The following is a 23,653-nucleotide window of genomic DNA, read 5'->3' as shown; positions in this document are numbered from 1 at the left end:
TGCCGCGTCGAAGGGCCATGACGAACAGCAGCACCGGAACCCGTCGTCGTACGCCCCGCCGCCCGGCGGCGCTGCTCCTGGCCGCCGTGCTCGCCGCGCCGCTGGCCGCCGGGTGCGGCAGCACCGGGGCTGCGACCGGTACGGAGGTGAGGGCCTCCGCGCCGGCCGGCGGCCCCTCGGTCGATCCGGCCCAGACGGCGGCCACCGCGAAGGCCACCGACGCCTTCGGGCTGGACCTCCTGCACGCCCTCACCGCCAAGCCGGACGACGCCGGGCACAACCTCGTGGTCTCCCCGTCCGGCCTGGCCACCGTGCTCGCGATGCTGCTGCCCGGCGCCCGCGGCGCGACCGCCGACGAGCTCGCCAAGGCCCTGCACACCGACCTCGACCCGAAGCAGTACGCCCTCGCCACCGGCGCCCTGAACCGACCCGTCCCGACCACCGACGGGCTCACCCTGCGCCAGAGCGACCAGGTCTGGACGCAGCAGGGCTTCCCGGTCGAGCCCGACTACCTGGCCACCCTCGCCGCCGCCTTCGACGCCGGAGTGCACACCACCGACTTCAAGAAGGACTCCGAGGGCAGCCGCAAGGCGGTCAACGCGGCCGTGGAGAAGGCCACCGACGGACGGATCAAGGACCTCTTCGCCCCGAACCAGCTCAACGCGGACACCCGGGTGGTCCTCACCGACGCGCTCTACCTCAAGGCGAAGTGGGCCTCCGAGTTCAAGCCCAGCCACACCGCGGACCGCCCGTTCCACAAGCTCGACGGTTCCACCCCGTCCGTCCCCACCATGAGCCAGACCGGTGAGTTCAAGTACGCCGACGGCTCCGGCGGGATCGTCGGCGAGCCCTGGCAGGCCGTCGAACTCCCCTACAAGGACGGCAACGTGGTGATGGACCTGATCGTCCCCGCGCAGGGCGGCTTCGCGGCCTTCACCAAGGGGCTGGACCAGCCCCAGCTCGACCGGATCCTCGGCGCCCTCGCCGAGCAGCCCGTCGACCTGCAGCTGCCGCGCTTCCACTTCGACACGTCCAACGAGCTCACCCCCGTGCTGCGCTCGCTCGGCGTCCACTCGGCCTTCGACAACGCCGACCTCGGCGGCATCGCCAAGGAGCCGCCGCTCGCCGTCAGCACGGTGGTGCAGAAGGCCACCGTGCAGGTCGACGAGGAGGGTACGGTCGCGGCGGCCGGCAGCGGCGTCGGGATCGGCGTGGCGGCGGCGCCCGCCCCGAGCAGGACCGTCCAGCTGCACATCGACCGGCCGTTCCTGTTCCTGGTCCGGGACGCCTCGGGCGGGCGGCCGCTGTTCCTCGGTCAGGTCGCCGACCCCCAGGCGAAGTAGCTCCAACCGGGCGGGGTAGCTCCAACCAGGCGGGGCGGCCCCAGGTAGGCGGGGTGGCTCCTACCAGGCCGGGTAGCGCCCGCCGAGCCCCGGGTGCAGCGGGTCGCGGCTGCCGAACAGCACCAGCAGGTCGTCCGCGACCTGCCGCAGCTCGGCCCGCCCCTCGACCGCCCCGGCCCACTCGGCGGGCAGCGCCGAGGCGCCGTACGCGGCCCCGACCAGGTTGCCGCAGACCGCGCCGGTCGAGTCGCTGTCGCCGGAGTGGTTCACCGACAGCAGCAGCGCGGTGCGCACCGGGTCGGGGTCGAGGGTGGCCGCCAGCAGCGAGTGCACCGCGATGGCCAGGCACTCCTCGGCGATCCAGCCGAGGCCGACCCGCTCCACCGTCTCCGCCGAGGGCTCGGCCTCCTGGGCGAGCCGCACCGCCCGGGCCAGCGCCTGGACGGTCTCCTTGGACCCGGGCAGCTCGCGGATCTGCTCGACGGTCTCGCCGACCGCCGCCCACGGCTCCGTCCCGTTCACGAGCCGCTCGACCAGCGCCGCGAAGGCGCCCGCCGCGAGGTAGCCGGTCGGGTGCCCGTGGGTGAGCTGGGCGCACTGCACGGCCAGCCCGAAGGCCTGCTCGGCACCCAGCCGGGCCAGCCCGAACGGCGCCGAGCGCATCACCGTGCCGCAGCCCTTGGAGCCCGGGTTGATCGGCCCCGGCCGTCCGATCACGGACGGCGCCTCGAACACCGGGTGCTCGGACACCCCGCTGAGGCAGGCGTTGCCCGGCGCCCGCCGCGCGTACAGGAACGGCTGCCGCAGCAGCCAGCCGTCGTACGGGCGGGGCTGCGGTTCGGCGTCCGGCGCGGGCTGGTACTGCGTCAGCAGCCAGCGCCGGTAGGCGCCGTGCACGGCCTCGGGGACGGATCCGCCGCCGCCCGTCCAGCCGCGGACGAAGCCGCGGATCAGGCCCTCGGCGGTGAACAGCGTCATCTGGGTGTCGTCGGTGACCTCGACCGGCCCGGGGCCGGCTGGCAGCGCGGTCACGCCCTGTGGCCCGTACCGGTCCTGGATCTGGTGCAGCTGCTGGAACTCCACCGGCCAGCCCAGCGCATCGCCGATCGCTCCGCCGAGCAGCGCTCCGCGCACCCGGTCCCGGTACCCCGACTCGGCCGCCGGCTCCGTCACGTCGAATCCCCCTTCGTTCGTGGCGGAGTACGTTCTATCAGGTCTTCCTGGGGCCCCAGGGCCTGCCTAGCCGCGGATCTGCCCGGCGCGTCCGTGCAGTGCGGCCCGGTCCGCGGCGGCGCGGCCCGCCGCCCAGCCCTCGCCGTCGCTGACCCGGACCCGCTGCGAGACCAGCTTCGGGAACAGCCGGCCGACCTCCTCGTCCACCGCCTCCGAGCGGGCGGCGAGCGCGGGCAGCAGCCGCTCGTCCGGCAGCAGCTGCTCCTCGGTGCCGTCCTCGCGCAGGTGCCGGCCGGCCGCGGCGGCGCTGGTGGTCCGCTCGGTGGCGGCGGTCAGCCGCTCGCGGATCCGCGCCGCGTACGCGACCAGGAAGGACTGCCGGAACGCCTTGCTGCGCGAGTCCCGGCCGGAGCCGGCCTTGTTGAGCGCGTGCGTGGCCTGCACCAGCAGCGAGGTGTAGAGCAGTTCGACGCCGTCCAGGTCCCCGTCGAAGCCGATCACGGTGCAGAAGCCGAACTCCTTCGCCCACACCACCCGGCACCGGTTGGCCGCCGCGACCGCGTCCAGCAGCATCGTCTTCGGTCCCTCGTACGGGTTGTCCACGCCGATCCGCAGTGCCGCGGGGGCGTCGCGGTCGGCGCCGGCGGCGGCCAGCAGCGCCTCGTCGATGCTGTGCTGGGCCATCAGCTGCTGGGCCTTGGCGGTCAGCGCCTCGGCCTCCTCGGGGTACTCGGTGGACTCCGCCTTGGCCAGCAGGGCCCGGATCCGGGCCAGCATCCGCGGCTCGCCGGCCGTCGGCCCGGGGTGCTGCGGTCCGGCGGACCGCGGCCGTGCCGTCTGCCCGGGGGCCGGCCCCACCGGGGCGATCGGCGGCAGCCGCCCCCAGGTGCGCAGCAGCTCCAGGACGGCGGTGGCGAGCGCGAAGCGGTCCAGCCGGTGCCGGTGGGCGAAGGCCCCCAGGTACTCCTCGTCGCCGGGCCACCAGGCCTCGGCCTCCAGCTCGCGCAGCTGCTCCTGCCAGCGCCGGTCGAGGGCCGCCGCCGAGTGGCGGCGGTTCTCGGCGGCGATCAGGTCGACCGCGAGGGCCAGGTGGACGGGCTTCAGCCCGCGCCGCACCACCCGCGCCAGGTCGGCCGGGCGCCACCCGGCGGACCAGCAGCGGCCGACGGCGGTGTCCGCGTGCCCCAGCAGCGCCCGGCTGACCGCCGGCCACCCCCCGACCGAGGCGGCCAGCAGTGACGCCCCGGTGTCCAGGGCGAGGTCCAGCCCCTCGTCCGGGGCCGTCAGCACCGACCGTACGGCCTGCTCCAGCAGCGGTCCGGCGTCTCCGCCCTGCTGCGCGCGCTTGCCCACGGTGTGTCCCTGCTCTCCTCGACGGCGCCTCGACGGCCTGGTCCCTCCCGCCCATGATGCCGGAGCCCGGGCCGATGCCCGGGGCCGGACGGCGGGCGGACCGCGCCGCCGGCCCGCGTCCGGCCCGCCGCCGGCTCAGCGCTCGATGGCCTTGGCGAGGATCTCCGGGATGCGCTCCAGCAGCCGGGTGGCCGCCATCCGTACCCCGACGACGGCGACCAGGGCGCCGTACAGCGGGCCGATCAGCAGCACCGGCCAGCTCGGCCCGTCCGAGAGCAGTGCCCAGGCGAGGTAGCCGCCCACCGGCAGGGTGAGCAGTGCCACACCGAACATCGAGCCGAACTGGTTGAGCAGGATCAGCCCGCCCTGCCCGGGGGCGGCGTTGCGCATCGGGTTGCTGTCGGCGGGCATGGTGAACGGCGCGAGCACGCTGAACACCGCGCCGAGCGCCACCCCGCAGCCGAGCAGTGCCAGCGCGAGGCCGAGCGCGGACGGCAGGCCGGCCCAGTCGCCGGTGGCGGCGGCCAGGACGAGACCGAGCACCAGCGTGACCGGGAGGGCGTACGAGAGCACCGCGTACGCCCGGCCGCGCAGCTCGTCCCGGGCGTCGGCCGGAGTGCGCAGGGTGGCGGCGACCATCCAGAACGCCGAGCCGTCCATGCCGAACAGGTTGAGCATCTGCAGCCCGAGGAACATGCCGGTCATCGCCAGCAGGTAGACGCTCGACCAGCCCTGGACCATCGACAGCACGCAGAGCACCAGCGTCATGCCGATGCTGGTGAACACCGCGGCCTTCGCCCGCGGCTCGCGCCAGGCGTACCGCAGGTGGCGCTGCATCACGGCGCCGACCCGGCCCTCGGGCAGGAAGCGCCAACCGCGCGAGCCCTGCACCCCGCGGGCCACCTCCAGGGTGGAGGAGTCGGCGGTGACCATCAGCTCCTGCAGGCTGCTCCGCCACCAGCGCAGCAGCAGGACGAGCAGCGCGCCGGCCGCGGCGAGCTGGAGCAGCGCGAGCCCGTACCGGCCCTCGCCGGCGGTGCGGGCCGCGTCCACCGCACCGACCGGCGGGATCCAGCGCAGCACGGAGGCGATCGGCTTCAGCGGGCTGAGGTCGAGCTGCTCGCCGGGCCGGCCGAGGATGCTCTGCGAGCCGACGTTGGCGGCCTGGACGAGCAGGGCGAAGAGCAGCCCGCCGAAGATCGCGAAGTCCTTGCCGCGGCGGCTGGAGAGCATCCGGGCGTTGCCGGCGGCGACCGCCCGGGAGAGCGTGACCAGGCAGAGCACGGCGAGCGGCACGCCGACCAGCGCGGCCGCGGCCGAGGCGCCGCCGTCGGCACCGGACAGTGCCGCGCCGGTCACCAGCACCAGGCTGACCAGCGGCCCGGGCCCGATCAGCGCGGCCAGCAGCGAGCCGCGCAGCAGCGGGCCGGGCCGCAGCGGCAGCATGGTGAGCCTGGTCGGGTCGGCGCTCTCGTCGCTGGAGAACAGGAAGAGCGGCAGCGCCGCCCAGCCGAGGCAGAGCACGCCGAGCAGCATCACGCCGGCGTCCCCGGAGCCGGCGTAGCGGCCGTTCAGCATGGCGAGGGCGAAGGCGATGCCGCCCGCGAAGGCCAGGCCGAGGACGGCGCCGATGACGTAGGCGGCGGTACGGCCGGGGCTGCGGCGCAGCCCGTTGCGCAGCAGCCGCAGCTTGAGCGCGACCAGCGCGCGGACGACCGTCCGCCCGTCGGGCACGGGGGCGGCGGCCGTGCCCACTGCCCGGGCCGTGGTCACTGCCCGCCCCCGGCCTGGCCGCCGCCGAGCCAGCCGAGCGCCCGGCCGTCGTCCTCGCGGACGCCGATCAGGCCGAGGAAGGCCTCGTGCAGGCTGCGCCCGTCGCGCACGGTGTCCAGCGGGCCCTGGGCGATCACCCGCCCGGCGTCGACCACGGCGACCCAGTCGCAGAGCTGCTCGACCAGCTCCATCACGTGGCTGGAGAAAACGACCGTGGAGCCGGCCGCCGCGTACCGCTTGAGCACGCCACGGATGGTCTGCGCCGAGACCGGGTCGACGCCCTCGAAGGGCTCGTCGAGGAACAGCACGTCGGGGTTGTGCAGCAGCGCCGCGGCCAGGCCGATCTTCTTGCGCATGCCGGTGGAGTAGTCGGCGACCAGCTTGTCGGCGTCCCGGTCGAGGTCCAGTACGGCCAGCAGTTCCTCGGCCCGGCGGTCCACCTCGGCCCCCGGCAGGCCGCGCAGCCGCCCGGTGTACTGCAGCAGCTCGCGCCCGCTGAGCCGCTCGAACATCCGCAGGCCCTCGGGCAGGATGCCGATCCGCGCCTTGACCGAGACCGGGTCGGCCCACACGTCGGTGCCGTGGACCAGGACGGTGCCCTGGTCGGGCCGCAGCAGTCCGGTGACCATCGACAGCGTGGTGGTCTTGCCGGCGCCGTTCGGCCCGACCAGGCCGATGAAGGAGCCGGCGGGCAGCTCCAGGCTCAGCCCGGCCACGGCGGCCTGGGCGCCGAAGTGCTTCCACAGTCCTCGGATGCTGACGGCGGACGGGGTGCCCGGCCCGGGGAGGTCGGAGGACGGTGGCGCTGACGGTTGCATTGCGGCCCTTCTGCTCGTGCCGGACGCTCGTGCCGGACGGAGGTCTCGGGCTTCAGCCTGTCACTGCCCGAACGGGCTGTCGCCCGAGTTGAGGATCCCCTGAGCGTGTGCGCCGAACGGGGGAGGCACGCCCGTTCCGGCCGCCTTCCGGCCCGCCCCGCCGCCGCCCGGCCGGTTGCCCGGCACGCCCGTCGCAAGGTAAAGCACCTATGATGCCCGGGGCAGCCACCGCGCACCTGAAATCCCGTACGACCCGCGACCCGTCGGCGAAGAGGCGCCGGTCGGGCCGGCCGAGCAACCACGAGTCGAGGACCGCTCCAGTGACAGTCAGTGCCCAGGAGGCCTCCCGAGTCCCGTCGCCGGGTGGACGTTCGCGGACCCAGGGGTCGGAGCACCGCTCCGGCAACGGGTTCTGGACCTCCTCGCCGGTGCTGCTCGCGGGCGAGGCGCTGGTCGCCTTCCTGGCCGCGCTGGTCCTGCCCGCGATGGCCGGCGGTTTCAAGCTCGACCCGCTGAACCGGATCGCCCAGGTGAGCGGGCTCGCCGCGCTGCAGCTGCGGTTCGCCGTGATCGGCCTGCTCCTGCTCGGGGCGCTGGTGGTCGCCATGCGCGTGCGCTCCGGCCGGCACTTCGGCCTGGTGGCCCGCTTCTCGGCCGCCGGCCTGGCCGGCCTGGCCAGTGGTTTCGTGGCGGGCGGCGCGGTGATCGCCCTGCTCGGCACGCCCTGGCCGATGTTCGGCCTCAACGGCGACAGCGGGCGCATCGTCGAGTGGGCCCACGCGGTGGCGAACGGTCAGCCCTCGGGCTCGCCGGTCTACCCGCCGGCGCCGCTGTACACCCTGGGCTACTACGCCGAGTGGTTCCGCGGCGGCAACACCGCGTACGCCTTCAAGGACCTGCAGATCCTCGGCGCCGCCGCGTTCGGCCCGCTGGTCTACCTCTCCTGGCGGATGCTGCTCAGCCCGGTCCGCGCACTCGCCTTCGGCGTGCTGCCGGCCTTCGCCCTGATAGACGCCTACAAGCCGTACAGCCAGACCGTGCTGGTGGTCCTGGTGCCGGTCCTGGTGGCGATGGTGGTGCAGCTGCGCCGCAGCGGGACGGCGGCCTGGCGGCCGCTGCTGCTGAAGGCGGCCGGCTTCGGCGCGGTGCTGGGGCTGCTGTTCCTGACCTACTCCGGCTGGTTCCTGTGGAGTGCGGCGGGCGTGCTGGTAGCGGCGCTGATGTACTTCCCCTGGCGGGCCGACCGCCGCAAGGGCCTGTCCTTCCTGGTCGTCACCGGTGCCGCGTTCCTGCTGGTCTGCGGCAGCTACCTGGTGACCATGCTGACGGAAGGGCAGGACACCAAGGACTCCACCTTCCGGTTCGACAACTTCACCGACCCGGCGTACTTCCTGATGTGGCGCACGGACATGCCGGGCAAGGTCGGGGAGTGGCCGCTGCCCGGCGAGTTCGGCGGCATGGACCTGTTCGCCGTGGTGATGTTCGTCGCACTGGGCGCCGCGCTCTGGCTCGGCATCCGCAAGCCCCTGGTCGTCACCATCTGCTGCATGTTCGCGAGTGCCTGGGTGATGCGGATGTACATCGCTTCGCACATGTACGAGACCCAGACCGTGCAGCTCTACACCCGGACCAACAACCAGATGCTCTACTGCGGCCTGCTGCTCTGCGCCCTGGTGGCCCACCTGGTGTCGCTGCGGATAGCCGAGCGCCGGCAGGCCGCCGAGGCCGGGGGAAGCCCCGCAGCGGCGGGCCCTCCCGGACCGCAGGCCGCCGTGATCGGTACGCTGTTCGCTCTGCTGTTCTTGTTCGGTACGGTCTCCTCGTCGATGTCCGACCGCTACATGCCGGCGAAGGAGAACACGTACCGCATCCTGCCGTGGGTGTCGCACACCGTTCGGAACCTCGACGGCAGCTGCCCGAAGTTCGCGCCCGGAGGGCAGTGCTCGAAGGACGGCGACCAGTCATGGATCAGCATGATCAAGTAGCGCCAGTTCCCGCCCCGTGAGCTCGGACTGACCCGAAGGCCCCATTCCAGATGATGATCACCGCCGTCAAGTCCCTCGCCGACCGGCTCGCGTCCTCGCCGAGGCGGCTGTGGGCCGTGGCGTTCGCGATCCTGTTCGCCCTGAGCGCGTCCTGGTCGCTCTCCACCCCGACCGGCGCTTCGCCGGACGAGCACGCGCACCTCATCCGGGCGGCAGCCGTCGCCCGCGGCCAGGTCGAGGGCCGTGAGGTCATGGTCCCGCACGTGGTCGGCGGGATCGACGGCAAGTTCGCCGAGACCGGCGTCGTCCTCCCGCGCATCTACCAGGACCTGAAGGACGTCAACGCCTGCTACGTCTTCCGGTCCGAGCGGCCCGCCTCCTGCGCGCCGGAGCTCAGGGACCGCCCCGGCACGACCCTGGTGACCACGGCGGCCGGCCGCTACCACCCCGCGTACTACTTCGCGGTCGGCTGGCCCAGCCTCCTGGTCCACGGTGAGGCGGCCTTCTACCTGATGCGCCTGATGTCGGCGCTGATCTGCTCCGCCCTGGTGGCGAGCGCGGTGGTCTCGGCGGCGGAGTGGCGCAGGCGTTCCTTCACCCTGCTCGGGGTGATCACCGCGGCCACCCCGATGGCCCTGTTCATGTTCGGGGTGGTCAACCCGAGCGGCCCGGAGATCGCGGCGGGCATCCTGGTCTGGAGCGCCGGGCTGCCGATGCTGATGAGCCCGGACCCGTACCTGCTGAACCGCCGGCTGGCCCGGCTGGGCATCGGCGCACTGGTGCTGATCAGCATCCGTCCGCTGGGTCTGATCTGGTTCGCCGGGGCCCTCTTCTTCGGGCTGCTGCTGAGCAAGAAGGGCGCGGTGCGCGACGTGCTGCGCCGCAAGGTGGCCTGGGCCTGGGGTGCAGGGGCGCTGGCCGCGGCCGGCTCGGCCCTGGTCTGGTCGTCGAGCCACCCGGACAACTCGGTCATCGACACCCCGAGCGACCTCACCCCGCTGAGCGCGGCCCGGAAGACCTTCGACAACGGCCTGCTCTACATGAAGCACATGATCGGCTACTTCGGCTGGCTGGACGCACAGCCGCCGGCCGCGACGCTGCTGGTCTGGTGCGGTGTGGTGCTCTCCCTGGCGATGCTCGCGCTGTGCTACGCCCGGTTCCGGGACACCCTGGCGATCGTCGGCGTGATGGTCGGCATCGTGGTGATACCGATAGCGGCACAGGCCATGCAGGCGCGTCAGCTCGGCATGATCTGGCAGGGCCGTTACCTGCTGCCGTTCGCCGTCGGACTGCCGATCATGTGCGCCGCGCTCTGCCACGAGCGGCTGCCCTGGGGCGGCTTCGCCTGGCGCCGACTGCTGGTGATCTCCAGCTTCTCGCTCGCCCTGGTCAACGCCGCCGCCTTCCTCTGGGCGCTGCGCCGCAACGCCGACGGCACCGAGGGCCCGCTGCTGATCAGCCCGGCCCACTGGACCCCGCCCGGCAGCTGGCCGCTCTGGCTGGCCGTGTACACGCTGGCCGCGCTCGCGTTCGGGCTGTTCGCGGCCGTCTCGGACAACCGGGAGCGGACCGGGCCGAAGCCGTCCGAGGTGCCCGGAGCGGAGGACGCGGGGGGCCGCACTCGGCTCGCCGGGGCCCACGTGGAGGCGTAGGGTTTCGCCGTGCGGGGGGAGCGCGGTTGTGGTACAGGGCCCCCGTTCCGGGCGGGCTCCGGTACCGCTTCCGGCGCAAGCCCCGCGACCTGCGGCGTTGCATTTGTTTTGACCGCGCCCGATGCGCTAGGTACGCTCTGACCTTGTGCCTGGGGTGTCCCCGGGTCCTTGTGCGTGCATGCACACCGGTCGCCGCGCCGAGCCGGAGCGCCTCACAGCGCCCCGCGCGTAGAGCGCCGTCGCTGTACATCAGCCATGGGATTCCGTGTCGTAACAAGCCCAACACACCCGACCGCGTGGGTCGAACCACGGGGCCGTGTGCGAGGGAGACACCGCAGGTTAGTTCCACCAAGCCTTGGCACACAGAAAACGGAGAAACGGTGCCTACGATCCAGCAGCTGGTCCGAAAGGGCCGGCAGGACAAGGTCGAGAAGAACAAGACTCCCGCGCTGAAGGGTTCCCCGCAGCGCCGTGGGGTCTGCACGCGTGTGTACACGACCACCCCGAAGAAGCCGAACTCGGCTCTCCGCAAGGTCGCCCGTGTGCGCCTCACCAGCGGGATCGAGGTCACCGCTTACATCCCGGGCGAGGGCCACAACCTGCAGGAGCACTCCATCGTGCTGGTGCGCGGTGGTCGTGTGAAGGACCTTCCTGGTGTCCGCTACAAGATCATCCGCGGTTCGCTTGACACCCAGGGTGTCAAGAACCGCAAGCAGGCTCGCAGCCGCTACGGCGCCAAGAAGGAGAAGTAAGAATGCCTCGTAAGGGCCCCGCCCCGAAGCGCCCGGTCATCATCGACCCGGTTTACGGCTCCCCGGTCGTCACCCAGCTGGTCAACAAGATCCTGCTGCACGGCAAGCGCTCCACCGCCGAGCGGATCGTCTACGGCGCCCTTGAGGGCGTCCGTGAGAAGACCGGCTCGGACCCGGTCGTCACGCTGAAGCGCGCGCTGGAGAACGTCAAGCCGGCCCTCGAGGTCAAGTCCCGCCGTGTCGGTGGCGCGACCTACCAGGTTCCGGTCGAGGTCCGTCCGGGCCGCGCCAGCACCCTGGCGCTGCGCTGGATGGTCGGTTACTCCCGCGCCCGTCGCGAGAAGACCATGACCGAGCGCCTGATGAACGAGATCCTCGACGCCAGCAACGGCCTGGGCGCTTCCGTGAAGCGTCGCGAGGACACCCACAAGATGGCCGAGTCCAACAAGGCCTTCGCGCACTACCGCTGGTAGTCCGTACCCCGTCACTAGACAGAGAGAGAACGAGCCACCATGGCTGCAACCTCCCTTGACCTCGCCAAGGTCCGCAACATCGGGATCATGGCGCACATCGACGCGGGCAAGACCACCACCACCGAGCGGATCCTGTTCTACACCGGTGTCTCGTACAAGATCGGTGAGGTCCACGATGGCGCTGCCACCATGGACTGGATGGAGCAGGAGCAGGAGCGCGGCATCACGATCACGTCGGCCGCGACGACCTGTCACTGGACGGTCGACGACGCCGACCACACCATCAACATCATCGACACCCCGGGTCACGTCGACTTCACCGTCGAGGTGGAGCGTTCGCTGCGCGTCCTCGACGGTGCCGTGACGGTGTTCGACGGTGTCGCCGGTGTCGAGCCCCAGTCCGAGACCGTGTGGCGGCAGGCTGACCGCTACGGCGTCCCGCGCATCTGCTTCATCAACAAGCTGGACCGCACGGGCGCGAACTTCTTCTTCTGCGTGCAGACCATCGTGGACCGCCTCGGCGCCACCCCGCTGGTCATGCAGCTCCCGATCGGTGCCGAGTCGGACTTCAAGGGCGTTGTCGACCTTGTCCGCATGAAGGCGCTGGTCTGGTCGGCCGAGGCCGCCAAGGGCGAGATGTACGACATCGTCGACATCCCGGCCGAGCTGCAGGAGCAGGCCGAGGAGTACCGCGAGACGCTGATCGACACCGTCTCGAACGTCAGCGACGAGATCATGGAGCTCGCCCTTGAGGGCGAGGACATCCCGGTCGAGCTGCTGCAGGACGCGATCCGCAAGGGCACCCTGAACTCGGACTTCACCCCGATCTTCTGCGGTACCGCCTTCAAGAACAAGGGCGTTCAGCCCCTGCTCGACGCGGTCGTCAAGTACCTGCCGTCGCCGCTGGACATCGAGTCCATCGAGGGCACCAAGCCGAACGACCCGGAGACCAAGATCTCCCGTAAGGCTTCGGACGACGAGCCGCTGGCTGCGCTGGCGTTCAAGATCATGTCCGACCCCCACCTGGGCAAGCTCACCTTCGTCCGGATCTACTCCGGTCGCCTGGAGTCCGGCACCTCGGTGCTGAACGCCGTGAAGGGCAAGAAGGAGCGCATCGGCAAGATCTACCGCATGCACGCGAACAAGCGTGAGGAGATCGAGTCGGTGGGCGCCGGCGACATCGTCGCCGTCATGGGCCTGAAGCAGACCACCACCGGTGAGACGCTGGCCGACGAGAAGAACCCGGTCATCCTGGAGTCCATGGACTTCCCGGCCCCGGTCATCCGCGTCGCCATCGAGCCCAAGTCCAAGGGTGACCAGGAGAAGCTGGGTGTCGCCATCCAGCGTCTCGCCGAGGAGGACCCGTCCTTCCAGGTCAACACGGACGAGGAGACCGGCCAGACCATCATCGCGGGTATGGGCGAGCTGCACCTTGAGGTGCTGGTCGACCGTATGAAGCGTGAGTTCAAGGTCGAGGCCAACGTCGGCAAGCCGCAGGTCGCGTACCGCGAGACGATCCGTTCGGCCGTCGAGCGCATCGACTACACGCACAAGAAGCAGACCGGTGGTTCGGGCCAGTTCGCGAAGATCCAGATCGCGATCGAGCCGCTCGAGCAGGCCGAGGGCTACGAGTTCGTGAACAAGGTCACCGGTGGCCGCGTGCCGAAGGAGTACATCCCTTCGGTCGACGCCGGTTGCCAGGAGGCCATGGAGTTCGGTGTGCTCGCCGGCTACCCGCTGCAGGGTGTCCGCGTCACGCTGCTCGACGGTGCGTCGCACGACGTCGACTCCTCGGAGCTCGCGTTCAAGATCGCCGGCTCGATGGCCTTCAAGGAAGGCGCGAAGAAGGCCAAGCCGGTCCTTCTCGAGCCGATGATGGCCGTCGAGGTCACCACGCCCGAGGACTACATGGGCGATGTGATCGGCGACATCAACTCTCGCCGTGGCCAGATCCGGTCCATGGACGAGCGTCACGGTGCCCGCGTCGTCACGGCGCTGGTGCCCCTCTCCGAGATGTTCGGCTACGTCGGTGACCTGCGCAGCAAGACCTCTGGTCGCGCCAGCTACTCGATGCAGTTCGACTCGTACGCCGAGGTCCCCAAGGCCGTGGCTGAGGAGATCATCGCCAAGGCCAAGGGCGAGTAGGTTCGGCTCTGCCGGCCTCGGGATCAGTCCGACATTCGGGATGATTCCGACCCCTTAGGCTATTAGGAGGCGACCCGGGAGGATCCGGACGGATCCTCCCGGGGCCTCCGGCCCCTACCCGCGGGACGGTACGAGGTGCTTCCGGCACCACGGACCCAGCCCGATCAAGACCAACTGACGTCAGCACGGCGTACAGGAACTGTCCTCAGGAGGACTCAGTGGCGAAGGCGAAGTTCGAGCGGACGAAGCCCCACGTCAACATCGGCACCATTGGTCACATCGACCACGGCAAGACCACGCTGACCGCGGCCATCACCAAGGTGCTGCACGACGCGTACCCGGACCTGAACCCCTTCACGCCGTTCGACCAGATCGACAAGGCCCCGGAGGAGCGTCAGCGCGGTATCACCATCTCGATCGCGCACGTCGAGTACCAGACCGAGGACCGTCACTACGCGCACGTCGACTGCCCGGGTCACGCTGACTACATCAAGAACATGATCACCGGTGCCGCCCAGATGGACGGCGCCATCCTGGTGGTCGCCGCCACCGACGGCCCGATGCCGCAGACCAAGGAGCACGTCCTCCTGGCCCGCCAGGTCGGCGTTCCGTACATCGTCGTCGCCCTGAACAAGGCCGACATGGTGGACGACGAGGAGATCCTGGAGCTCGTCGAGCTCGAGGTCCGCGAGCTCCTCAGCGAGTACGAGTTCCCGGGCGACGACCTGCCGGTCGTCCGCGTCTCCGCGCTGAAGGCGCTGGAGGGCGACAAGGAGTGGGGCGAGAAGCTCCTCGGCCTGATGAAGGCTGTCGACGAGAGCATCCCGACCCCGGCTCGCGCCGTGGACCAGCCGTTCCTGATGCCGATCGAGGACGTCTTCACGATCACCGGTCGTGGCACCGTCGTCACCGGTCGTATCGAGCGTGGCATCCTCAAGGTCAACGAGACTGTCGACATCATCGGCATCAAGGAGACCAAGACCACCACCACGGTCACCGGCATCGAGATGTTCCGCAAGCTGCTCGACGAGGGCCAGGCCGGTGAGAACGTCGGTCTGCTGCTCCGTGGCATCAAGCGCGAGGACGTCGAGCGCGGCCAGGTCATCATCAAGCCGGGTTCGGTCACGCCGCACACCGACTTCGAGGCCCAGTCGTACATCCTGTCGAAGGACGAGGGTGGCCGCCACACCCCGTTCTTCAACAACTACCGCCCGCAGTTCTACTTCCGTACCACGGACGTGACCGGCGTCGTGACCCTCCCCGAGGGCACCGAGATGGTCATGCCGGGCGACAACACCGCCATGACGGTCGCGCTGATCCAGCCGATCGCCATGGAGGAGGGCCTGAAGTTCGCCATCCGTGAGGGTGGCCGCACCGTCGGCGCCGGCCAGGTCACCAAGATCATCAAGTAATTGATGCTCTGACCTGCCTGCCTCGTACAGGCTGAGTCCGAAGGGCCCCGCACACCGCTCGGTGCGCGGGGCCCTTCGGCGTTCCTTCAGGTGGCCCTCACGGGAGCGCGCCACCTTTCACCGGCCGCTCATCGGTGACTGTTATGGTCAGGCCACCAACAAGCTCCCGCCGTCGCGGAAAGTGGGACCCAACGCATGTCAACCGCACCGCTGTTGTCGGTCGTGATGCCGATCTACAACGAGCAGGAGGCGCTCCCGCTGACGGTCGAGCGGCTGCGGCCGATCCTCGACGGGCTCGACGTCGCCTACGAGGTGGTCGGCGTCGACGACGGCAGCACCGACGCGACGCCGGTGCTGATGCAGAAGATCCGCCAGGACTGGCCGGAGTTCCGCATCGTCCGCTTCGCCCGCAACTCCGGGCACCAGGCCGCGCTCACCGCCGGCATCCACCGGGCCTTCGGCGACTACGTCGTCTCCATCGACGCCGACCTGCAGGACCCGCCGGAGAAGATCCCCGAGATGCTGGCGCTCGCCCGCGAGCAGCACCTCGACATCGTCTACGGCGTCCGCGGCGACCGCGGCACCGACACCTTCTTCAAGCGGCAGACCGCCGGGGCGTACTACTGGCTGATGCGCAAGCTGGTCGGCAAGCGGATGCCCAACCAGGCCGGCGACTACCGACTGCTCAGCCGGGCCGCGGTGGACGCGCTCAAGGCGATGCCCGAGCACCAGCCGGTCTACCGGCTGCTGGTGCCGTGGCTGGGATTCCCCAGCGGCGAGGTGGTCTACGTCCGCGAGGAGCGGGTCGCCGGCAGCACCCACTACCCGCTGTCCAAGATGATCCGGCTCGCGCTGGACAGCGTCACCAACTTCTCCGCGTCCCCGCTGCGGCTGGCCACCTGGCTCGGGCTGTTCAGCTTCCTGGTCTGCATCGCGCTGGCGCTCTACACCACGATCGCGTACGCGGTCGGCTCCACCGTGCCCGGCTGGTCCTCGCTGTTCATAGGGATGCTGTTCCTCGGTGCCGTCCAGCTGGTCTGCGTCGGCCTGCTCGGCGAGTACGTCGGCCGGATCTACTCGGCGGTCCAGGCGCGGCCGGCCTACTTCGTCGGCTACGACTCGGCCGAGGAGCAGGACCGGTACGGGACGGGCGAGTGAACGAGATCCTCTCCACGGACCGGGGCGAGCACGACGAGCACGACGGACAGGCCGCCGGCTCGCCCGGGATGCGGCGCCAACTGCCGTCGTTCCTGGTCATCGGCGTGCTGAGCACGCTCTTCTACCTGGCGCTGTTCGTCCTCCTGCGCCTGGCCGCCTCCTCGCAGGTGGCCAACCTGGTCGCGCTGGCCGTCAGTGCGGTGGCCAACACCGCGGCCAACCGCCGCTTCACCTTCGGCATCACCGGCTCGGACGGCGCGGTGCGCCACCAACTCCAGGGCGCGGTCGCGTTCCTGATCGGGCTGGGCCTGAGCAGCGGCGCCCTGGCGCTGCTCGACGCGGCGGTGCCGCACGCGTCCCGGGTGGTCGAGGTGACCGGGCTGGTGGTGGCGAACGGCCTCGCCACGGTGGCCCGGTTCGTCCTCCTCAAGGTCTGGGTCTTCCGGAAGCGCTGACCACGACCGGCCGGGCGGCCGGCAATGACGACGGAGGGGACGCGTGCCGCTGCACGCGTCCCCTCCGTCGGTTCCGGGCCTTGCCGTTACTGCTGCTTCAGCGACTCCGTGTAGGCCTTGCAGGCCTCGTAGTCCGGCAGCAGACCGCCGGCGAGGGCCTCCGCGAGCGACGGCGCGACCGCGTCGCGGGCCGACAGCTGCGGGGCCTCGGCCGGCCACTCGATGCCGAGGTCCGGGTCCAGCGGGTGCACGCCGTGCTCGCCGGTCGGGTTGTACGTCGCCGAGCAGAGGTAGGTCAGCGTCGCGTCGTCGGTGAGCGCGCAGAAGCCGTGGCCGAGGCCCTCGGGGATGTAGACGGCCTTGCGCTCGGTGTCGTCCAGGCGGACGCCCTCCCACTTCCCGAACGTCGGCGAGCCGACCCGCAGGTCCACGATGACGTCGAGCACCGCGCCGCGGGTGCAGGCGACGTACTTGGCCTGGCCGGGCGGGACGTCCGCGAAGTGGATGCCGCGGACGACGTCCTTGGCGGAGAGCGACAGGTTGGCCTGAGCCAGGTTCAGCGGGTGGCCGACGACCTCGGCGAGCAGGTCGAAGCGGTACCACTCGGTGAAGTGGCCGCGGGCGTCGCCGTGCACCTGAGGGGTGATCTCGAAGGCGCCCTCGATGGAGAGTTCACGGAACTTCACTGGGCGGCCGCCTCGTCGAGCAGGGTCACCAGGTACTGGCCGTAGCCGCTCTTCAGCAGCGGCTCGGCGAGCTCGCGCAGCTGCGCGTCGTCGATCAGGCCGGCCCGCCAGACCGCCTCCTCGATGCAGCCGATCTTGAAGCCCTGGCGCTCCTCGATGACCCGGACGAACTCCGAGGCCTGGACCATCGACACGAAGGTGCCGGTGTCCAGCCAGGCGGTGCCGCGGTCGAGGATCGTGACGTGCAGGTCGCCGGTGCGCAGGTACGCGTCGTTGACGGCGGTGATCTCCAGCTCGCCGCGGGCGCTGGGCTTCAGGTTGCGGGCGATCTCGACGACCCGGTTGTCGTAGAAGTACAGGCCGGGGACGGCGTAGCGGGACTTGGGCTCGGTCGGCTTCTCCTCGATGGAGATGACCTGGCCGCTCTCGTCGAACTCGACCACGCCGTACGCGGTCGGGTCGGCCACCGGGTAGGCGAAGACCCGGCCGCCCTTGATGTCCGAGTGCTCGGTCAGGGCGGTGCCGAGGCCGCTGCCGTGGAAGATGTTGTCGCCGAGGATGAGGGCCACCGGCTCGTCGCCGATGAAGTCCGCGCCGAGCACGAAGGCCTGGGCGATGCCCTCGGGCTTCTCCTGGACGGCGTACTGGAGCTTCAGGCCGAACTGGGAACCGTCACCCAGCAGCCGTTCGAACTGGTCCCGGTCGTTCGGGGTGGTGATGATCAGGATTTCACTTATCCCGGCCATCACCAGGGTCGAGAGGGGGTAGTAGATCATCGGCTTGTCGAAGACCGGGAGGAGCTGCTTCGACACCGCTCGGGTCAAGGGCCACAGCCGTGAGCCGGTGCCGCCGGCCAGGAGGATTCCACGCATGGGTGCACCTTATTCGAGAACCCGGGGGCCGGTGGGGGCCGGTGGGGGGCGGGGCGGGAGGCCGCTCGGGCGGCGGTAGACTACGCGCATTATGCGCATCCTCGTGACCGGCGGCGCCGGATTCATTGGTTCGGAGTTCGTCCGTCAGCTCCTCGGAGCGGACGAGAGCGCCCGGATCACCGTCTTTGACAAGCTCACCTACTCGGGCGTCCTGGAGAACCTGGCCCCGGTGGCCGACCACCAGGGCTACACCTTCGTCCAGGGCGACATCTGCGATGTCGACGCCGTCGACCAGGTCATGGCGGGCCACGACGTCGTCGTGCACTTCGCCGCCGAGTCCCACGTCGACCGGTCGATCGCCGGTGCGGGCCCGTTCGTGCTGACCAACGTCGTGGGCACCCAGGTCCTCCTGGACGCCGCCCGCAAGCACGGCGTCGGCCGCTTCGTGCACATCTCCACCGACGAGGTGTACGGCTCGATCAGCGAGGGCTCCTGGACGGAGACCTGGCCGCTGGAGCCGAACTCCCCGTACTCGGCCTCCAAGGCCTCCTCCGACCTGCTGGCGCTGGCGTACCACCGCACCCACGGCATGGACGTCGTGGTGACCCGCTGCTCCAACAACTACGGGCACTACCAGTTCCCGGAGAAGGTCATCCCGCTGTTCACCACCAACCTGATCGACGGCAAGAAGGTGCCGCTGTACGGCGACGGTGGCAACGTCCGCGACTGGCTGCACGTCTCCGACCACTGCCGGGGCATCGAGCTGGTCATGCGCGGCGGCCGCGCGGGTGAGGTGTACAACATCGGCGGCGGCACCGAGGCCACCAACAAGGAGCTGACCGGCCTGCTGCTGGAGGCCGCCGGCGCGGGCTGGGACATGGTCGAGCACGTCGAGGACCGCAAGGGCCACGACCTGCGCTACTCGATCGACATCAGCAAGATCCGCGAGGAGCTCGGCTACGAGCCGCAGGTCCGCTTCGAGGACGGCCTCGCCGCGACCATCGCCTGGTACCGCGAGAACCGCGCCTGGTGGGAGCCGCTGAAGCAGAAGGCGGCCCTGGCGAAGTGACCGCGAACGCCACCGGCCGGGTGCGCTGGCTGGTCACCGGCGCGGCCGGGATGCTCGGGCGGGACCTGCTGGCGGTGCTCGCCGCCGACCCGACCGCCGAGGTCACCGCGCTGCGCCGGGCCGACCTCGACATCACCGACGCGGCGGCCGTGCAGGCCGCCGTCGACGGCCACGACCTCGTGGTCAACTGCGCCGCGTGGACGAACGTCGACGGTGCGGAGACCGAGGAGGACGCCGCCACCGCCGTCAACGGCACCGGCGTGCGCCACCTGGCCGCGGCCTGCGCCAAGACCGGCGCCCGGCTGCTGCACGTCTCCACCGACTACGTCCTCCCGGGCGACGCCACCGAGCCCTGCCCGGAGGACGCCCCGACCGCGCCGGTCAACGCGTACGGCCGCAGCAAGCTGGTGGGGGAGCAGGCCGTCGCCGAGCTCCTCCCCGAGCACGGCTACGTGGTGCGCACCGCCTGGCTGTACGGCGAGCACGGCCCGAACTTCGTGGCCACCATGCTCAAGCTGGCCGCCCAGCGGGACACCCTGGACGTCGTCGACGACCAGCACGGCCAGCCGACCTGGTCGTACGCGCTCGCCGGCCGCCTGGTCGAGCTCGGCCGCGCCGCACTCGCCGGCGAGGCCCCGGCCGGGGTCTACCACGGCACCGCGAGCGGCCGGACCACCTGGTGCGGGCTGGCCCGCGAGACCTACGCGCTGAGCGGGCTCGACCCGGAGCGGATCCGCCCCACCACCTCGGAGGCGTTCGTCCGCCCGGCCGTCCGCCCCGCCTTCAGCGTGCTGGCCCACGACCGCTGGGCCGCCGCCGGGCTGGCGCCGCTGCCCGAGTGGCGGGCCATGCTGGCCGAGGCCCTGGACCAGCCCGTCTTCGCCGAACTGGCCGCCACGGCCCGGAGCACCGAGAGCGACAGACCTCAGTGAAGAAAGCGTTGACGAAGGTCGCTGCCGCGCTACCGCCGGGAACCCTGGCGGTGGCCGGCGGCACCGTCGTATTGGGCGCCGCCTCCTACATCCACCTCGGGGTGGCGGGCCACAGCCTGTCGGTCGACGACATGGCGAACGTCTCCCTGCTGTGGACGATCGTGATGTCCGTCGGCATCGGCGTCTTCTTCCCGATCGAGCAGGAACTCACCCGGATCGTCTCCGCGCGCGCGGCGCTCGGCCACGGCGCCGCACCGGTGCTGCGCCGGGCGACCCTGCTCACCGGCGGGATCCTCGGCGCGACCCTGCTCGTCCTCGGCGCCGCCTCCGGCCCGATCGCCCGGGCGATGTTCCACGGCGACCGCTCGCTGGTGCTGGCGCTCGGCGGTGCGTTCACCGGCATGGCGGTCTGCTACCTCACCCGCGGCGTCCTGGCCGGCCTCGGCCGCTTCGGGGCGTACGGCACCCAGCTGGGGCTGGACGGCGGTCTGCGGATCGGCCTGGCCTTCGGCTTCGGCGCGGCCGGGGTGCACTCGGCGCTCGCGTTCAGCCTGATCCTGGCCGTCGCGCCGATCCTGGCCACGATCGCCACGCTGCCCCCGCTGCTGCGCGCGGTCAAGCCCGGTGAGCAGGTCGGCTGGTCCGAGCTCTGCTCCGGCCTGGGCCTGCTGATCTGCTCGACCCTGCTCTCGCAGGTCGTGGTCAACGCCGCCGTGGTGAGCACCAAGCTGCTCGCGCCCACCGAGTCCGCGCTGATCGCCGCCCTGCTCAACGCGCTGGTGCTGGCCCGGGTGCCGCTGTTCGTCTTCGGCTCGCTGCAGGCCTCGCTGCTCAACGGCCTCTCCGCGGCGATCGCGGTGGGGGACCGGGCCGCGTTCACCGGTATGCTCCGCCGGATCGGTGCGGTGGTGGGCCTGCTCGGGCTGCTCGGCGGAATCCCCGCCGTCGCCCTCGGCCCCTGGCTGATCCAGGTGCTGTTCGGGGCGAAGCCGGTGCTCGGCTGCCTCGACTTCTTCTGGTTGTCCGCCGGAACCGTGGCGTACATGTTCGCGATGGTGCTCGGCCAGGCGTTGATGGTATTCAAGCGACACAACCTCCAGCTGCTCTGCTGGGCGGTCGGCACCGCGGTCCTCGCGGGGGTGACCTTCCTGCCGGGGGAGGTGTCCACCCGCGTGATCCTGGCCTACGCGGCCGGTTCCGTGGCCACCGTCGTCGGTATGCTGGCGGTCCTGAGGCAGAGTTTCGCCCGTACGGCGACGAGCTCCGCAGGCCTTGTCCAGCAGTCGGGCGACCAGGACGCCGCGGTGTTGAGCAGCCGGACGGCCGGTGAATGACCGTGTCCGCCCCCCATCTTCAGATCGCCGCGCAGCAGCGCGGGCCAGACCCCATTCATGGAGCCTCCGTGTCCCAGTACGACGATGTTTGGCTGGTGATCCCGGCCTACAACGAGGGCCAGGTGATCGCCGACGTTGTGGAGGGGGCGCGAAAGACGTTCCCGAACATCGTGGTGGTCGATGACGGCAGCGGTGACGACTCGGCCAAGCACATCATGAGCACGGGTGCTCACCTGGTGCGTCACCCGGTCAACCTCGGGCAGGGTGCGGCGCTGCAGACCGGCCTCGCCTACGCCCTGGCGCAGCCCGACGCCAAGTACTTCGCCACCTTCGACGCGGACGGCCAGCACCAGACCGCCGACGTCGAGAAGATGGTGGCGCTGCTGCGCGAGGGCGAGACCGACGTGGTCCTCGGCTCGCGCTTCATCGAGCAGAACGGCCAGGTGCCGTGGATCAAGCGGGTCGTCCTGCGGACCGCGGCGACCGTCAGCCCGACGGCGCGCAAGCTCAAGCTGACCGACGCCCACAACGGGCTGCGGGTGCTGAACCGCGAGGCCGCCGGCCGCCTGCGGATCACCATGAACGGCATGGCGCACGCCTCGGAGATCGTCAGCTTCCTGGCCGGCTCCGACCTGCGGGTCGCCGAGCTCCCGGTGGACATCCTGTACACCGACTACTCACGCGCCAAGGGTCAGTCCCTGATCAACGGCGTCAACATCATCTTCGACATCTCGCTGCGGGAGCGTAGCCGCCGATGAAATTCTTCTGGATCCAGCTGGTTCTCATTCTCGGCTCGGTCACTCTCGCCTTCATGTTCATCCGGCGTTGGGACCGTGCCAACACCCGCGCCTGGAAGCGGATCGCGTTCTCGGTCTTCGTGGTCGTGAACATCTACGCGGTGCTGCGCCCGACCGACGTGACCTGGCTCGCCCACCAGATGGGCGTCGGCCGTGGCACCGACCTGGTGCTGTACGGCATGGTGCTGGCGATGGGCTTCCTGACCCTGAACACCTTCCTGCGCTTCCGCTCGCTGGAGAAGAAGCTCACCGACCTCGCGCGCACCGTGGCGATCAACGAGGGCGCCCGGCTGAACGAGGAGCGCTTCGACCTGGACCTGCCGGTCTCGGCCCCGGTCGACCGCAGCAAGGCCTGATCCGGTGGCGACCTTCGAGTTCATGCTGCCGTACTACGGCGACGTGGCGCTGATGCAGGCGGCGGTCCGCAGCATCCTCGCGCAGACCGACGGGGACTTCCGGCTGACCGTCATCGACGACGGCAAGGAGCCGGAGGTCCCGGGCTGGTTCGCCGCGCTCGGCGACGACCGGGTGCACTACCAGCGCAACGAGCAGAACCTCGGCATCACCAAGAACTTCCAGAAGTGCGTGGAGCTGTCCCGGGCCGACCACGTGGTCATCATGGGCTGCGACGACCTGCTGCACCCGCACTACCTGGAGACCGTCCGGGCCATCCTGCGCGACAACCCGGACGTGGGCATGGTGCAGCCGGGCGTCGAGGTGATCGACGGCAACGGCACGCCCGGATCCGGCCTGGCCGACAACGTGAAGGAGCGGATCTACGCCCCGACCGTCAAGGGCCGGCGCCTGATGGGCGGCGAGGAGCTCGCGGCGAGCGTGCTGCGCGGCAACTGGCTCTACTTCCCGTCGATCTGCTGGCGGGGCGAGGCACTGCGCGCCGTCAACTTCCGCGACGAGTACTCGGTGATCCAGGACCTGGCCCTGGTCGTCGACCTGCTGGAGCGCGGTGAGCAGATGATCGTGGACAACACCACGGTCGTCTTCCAGTACCGTCGGCACGCGGTGAGCGAGTCCTCGGTGCAGGCCTTCTCCGGCACCCGGTTCACCGAGGCGGAGCGGTACTTCAACGCCGTGGCGGAGCGGATGGACGCCCGGGGCTGGCCCAAGGCCGCCCGCGCGGCCCGGTTCCGCAGCGCCTCCCGGCTGCACGCGCTGACCATGCTGCCGGGCGCGCTGCGCCGCGGTCAGCGGGACGGCGCCAAGGTGCTGTTCCGGCACGCGCTGACCGCCGGGCAGCGGCACGAGGGCTGAGCCGTACGACCGGCTCCGGGCGCGGCACCGAGAGGTGAACCGCCGTTCCGGGGCCGGTCGTTGTCGTCTGCGAGGGCCGGCTGCGCTGGCCGCGGCCGAACGGCGCGTGGCAGACTGCCGATGCGATCCGAAGAGCGGTGGGGGCGAGCCGGAGCTCGCGACGCCGCACTGAGACGGCCATGACGAGATCGTCAATTCACAC

The 23,653-nt window shown here is 70.9% G+C and carries 21 protein-coding genes; 15 read left to right on the top strand and 6 right to left on the bottom strand.

Features of this window, described 5'->3' with window-relative positions:
- The first annotated feature begins 17 nt into the window (after nucleotides 1-17).
- The gene (locus OP86_RS17875) at nucleotides 18-1,343 is read left to right on the top strand and encodes a serpin family protein (protein WP_051830203.1); all 1,326 of its coding nucleotides are present in this window, start codon (nucleotides 18-20) and stop codon (nucleotides 1,341-1,343) included.
- Nucleotides 1,344-1,403: 60 nt separating this feature from the next.
- Here OP86_RS17875 and OP86_RS17870 read toward each other — a convergent pair whose 3' ends face one another.
- From OP86_RS17870 to OP86_RS17855, 4 genes are all read right to left on the bottom strand, one after another.
- Entirely contained in the window at nucleotides 1,404-2,516 is a 1,113-nt protein-coding gene (locus tag OP86_RS17870; RefSeq protein ID WP_030259751.1) for an ADP-ribosylglycohydrolase family protein, read from the bottom strand.
- A 66-nt stretch (nucleotides 2,517-2,582) separates the two neighbouring features.
- Nucleotides 2,583-3,869, bottom strand: a complete 1,287-nt coding sequence (locus OP86_RS17865; protein ID WP_051830202.1) for a DUF2786 domain-containing protein — start codon at nucleotides 3,867-3,869, stop codon at nucleotides 2,583-2,585.
- Between the two features lie 135 nt (nucleotides 3,870-4,004).
- The gene (locus tag OP86_RS17860) at nucleotides 4,005-5,642 is read right to left on the bottom strand and encodes a GumC domain-containing protein (RefSeq protein ID WP_030259745.1); all 1,638 of its coding nucleotides are present in this window, start codon (nucleotides 5,640-5,642) and stop codon (nucleotides 4,005-4,007) included.
- Nucleotides 5,639-6,460, bottom strand: a complete 822-nt coding sequence (locus OP86_RS17855; RefSeq protein WP_051830201.1) for an ABC transporter ATP-binding protein — start codon at nucleotides 6,458-6,460, stop codon at nucleotides 5,639-5,641. Before OP86_RS17855 ends, OP86_RS17860 begins: the two co-directional genes overlap by 4 nt.
- Nucleotides 6,461-6,780: 320 nt before the next feature.
- On the opposite strand from OP86_RS17855, the gene OP86_RS17850 reads away from it, so the two are divergent.
- The 8 genes from OP86_RS17850 (at nucleotide 6,781) to OP86_RS32975 (ending at nucleotide 16,492) form a co-directional block, all read left to right on the top strand.
- A complete protein-coding gene (locus OP86_RS17850; protein WP_157849769.1) occupies nucleotides 6,781-8,445 on the top strand; it encodes a hypothetical protein in 1,665 nt (554 codons plus the stop codon).
- Nucleotides 8,446-8,495: 50 nt separating this feature from the next.
- Nucleotides 8,496-10,097: a DUF2142 domain-containing protein gene (locus OP86_RS17845; RefSeq protein ID WP_030055802.1), complete on the top strand. Its 1,602-nt coding sequence runs from the start codon at nucleotides 8,496-8,498 to the stop codon at nucleotides 10,095-10,097.
- A gap of 380 nt (nucleotides 10,098-10,477) precedes the next feature.
- Nucleotides 10,478-10,849: a 30S ribosomal protein S12 gene (gene rpsL / locus OP86_RS17840; RefSeq protein ID WP_014144289.1), complete on the top strand. Its 372-nt coding sequence runs from the start codon at nucleotides 10,478-10,480 to the stop codon at nucleotides 10,847-10,849.
- 2 nt (nucleotides 10,850-10,851) lie between these two features.
- Entirely contained in the window at nucleotides 10,852-11,322 is a 471-nt protein-coding gene (gene rpsG, locus OP86_RS17835) for a 30S ribosomal protein S7 (protein ID WP_030055803.1), read from the top strand.
- Between the two features lie 39 nt (nucleotides 11,323-11,361).
- Entirely contained in the window at nucleotides 11,362-13,467 is a 2,106-nt protein-coding gene (gene fusA / locus OP86_RS17830; RefSeq protein WP_030055804.1) for an elongation factor G, read from the top strand.
- 218 nt (nucleotides 13,468-13,685) lie between these two features.
- The gene (tuf, locus tag OP86_RS17825) at nucleotides 13,686-14,879 is read left to right on the top strand and encodes an elongation factor Tu (RefSeq protein ID WP_030055805.1); all 1,194 of its coding nucleotides are present in this window, start codon (nucleotides 13,686-13,688) and stop codon (nucleotides 14,877-14,879) included.
- Between the two features lie 195 nt (nucleotides 14,880-15,074).
- A complete protein-coding gene (locus OP86_RS17820; RefSeq protein WP_030259734.1) occupies nucleotides 15,075-16,037 on the top strand; it encodes a glycosyltransferase family 2 protein in 963 nt (320 codons plus the stop codon).
- Complete coding sequence (locus OP86_RS32975) at nucleotides 16,034-16,492, top strand: GtrA family protein (protein ID WP_030055808.1); 459 nt, start codon at nucleotides 16,034-16,036, stop codon at nucleotides 16,490-16,492. Before OP86_RS17820 ends, OP86_RS32975 begins: the two co-directional genes overlap by 4 nt.
- Nucleotides 16,493-16,578: 86 nt before the next feature.
- On the opposite strand, the gene rfbC is transcribed toward OP86_RS32975, so the two are convergent.
- Complete coding sequence (gene rfbC / locus OP86_RS17810; RefSeq protein ID WP_030055809.1) at nucleotides 16,579-17,178, bottom strand: dTDP-4-dehydrorhamnose 3,5-epimerase; 600 nt, start codon at nucleotides 17,176-17,178, stop codon at nucleotides 16,579-16,581.
- Nucleotides 17,175-18,050: a glucose-1-phosphate thymidylyltransferase RfbA gene (rfbA, locus tag OP86_RS17805; protein WP_030259730.1), complete on the bottom strand. Its 876-nt coding sequence runs from the start codon at nucleotides 18,048-18,050 to the stop codon at nucleotides 17,175-17,177. Before rfbA ends, rfbC begins: the two co-directional genes overlap by 4 nt.
- A gap of 91 nt (nucleotides 18,051-18,141) precedes the next feature.
- Between rfbA and rfbB the strand changes: the two genes are divergently transcribed.
- From rfbB to OP86_RS17775, 6 genes are all read left to right on the top strand, one after another.
- Complete coding sequence (gene rfbB / locus OP86_RS17800) at nucleotides 18,142-19,119, top strand: dTDP-glucose 4,6-dehydratase (RefSeq protein ID WP_030055811.1); 978 nt, start codon at nucleotides 18,142-18,144, stop codon at nucleotides 19,117-19,119.
- A complete protein-coding gene (rfbD, locus tag OP86_RS17795) occupies nucleotides 19,116-20,051 on the top strand; it encodes a dTDP-4-dehydrorhamnose reductase (protein WP_078589267.1) in 936 nt (311 codons plus the stop codon). The genes rfbB and rfbD overlap by 4 nt, the downstream gene beginning before the upstream one ends.
- 8 nt (nucleotides 20,052-20,059) lie before the next feature.
- The gene (locus tag OP86_RS17790) at nucleotides 20,060-21,385 is read left to right on the top strand and encodes a lipopolysaccharide biosynthesis protein (protein ID WP_199815225.1); all 1,326 of its coding nucleotides are present in this window, start codon (nucleotides 20,060-20,062) and stop codon (nucleotides 21,383-21,385) included.
- A 68-nt stretch (nucleotides 21,386-21,453) separates the two neighbouring features.
- Entirely contained in the window at nucleotides 21,454-22,143 is a 690-nt protein-coding gene (locus tag OP86_RS17785) for a glycosyltransferase family 2 protein (protein WP_030055813.1), read from the top strand.
- Nucleotides 22,140-22,538: a DUF2304 domain-containing protein gene (locus tag OP86_RS17780; protein ID WP_051830200.1), complete on the top strand. Its 399-nt coding sequence runs from the start codon at nucleotides 22,140-22,142 to the stop codon at nucleotides 22,536-22,538. Before OP86_RS17785 ends, OP86_RS17780 begins: the two co-directional genes overlap by 4 nt.
- Before the next feature lie 4 nt (nucleotides 22,539-22,542).
- On the top strand, nucleotides 22,543-23,451 hold the full coding sequence (locus OP86_RS17775; RefSeq protein ID WP_106973443.1) for a glycosyltransferase family 2 protein: 909 nt from the start codon (nucleotides 22,543-22,545) through the stop codon (nucleotides 23,449-23,451).
- The last annotated feature ends 202 nt before the right edge of the window (nucleotides 23,452-23,653 follow it).

This window comes from Streptomyces novaecaesareae (genome assembly GCF_000716875.1).
GTDB lineage: Bacteria > Actinomycetota > Actinomycetes > Streptomycetales > Streptomycetaceae > Kitasatospora > Kitasatospora novaecaesareae.
The sequence above is the reverse complement of the archived record's forward strand: the minus strand, read 5'-3'. Positions and strand labels throughout refer to the sequence as shown.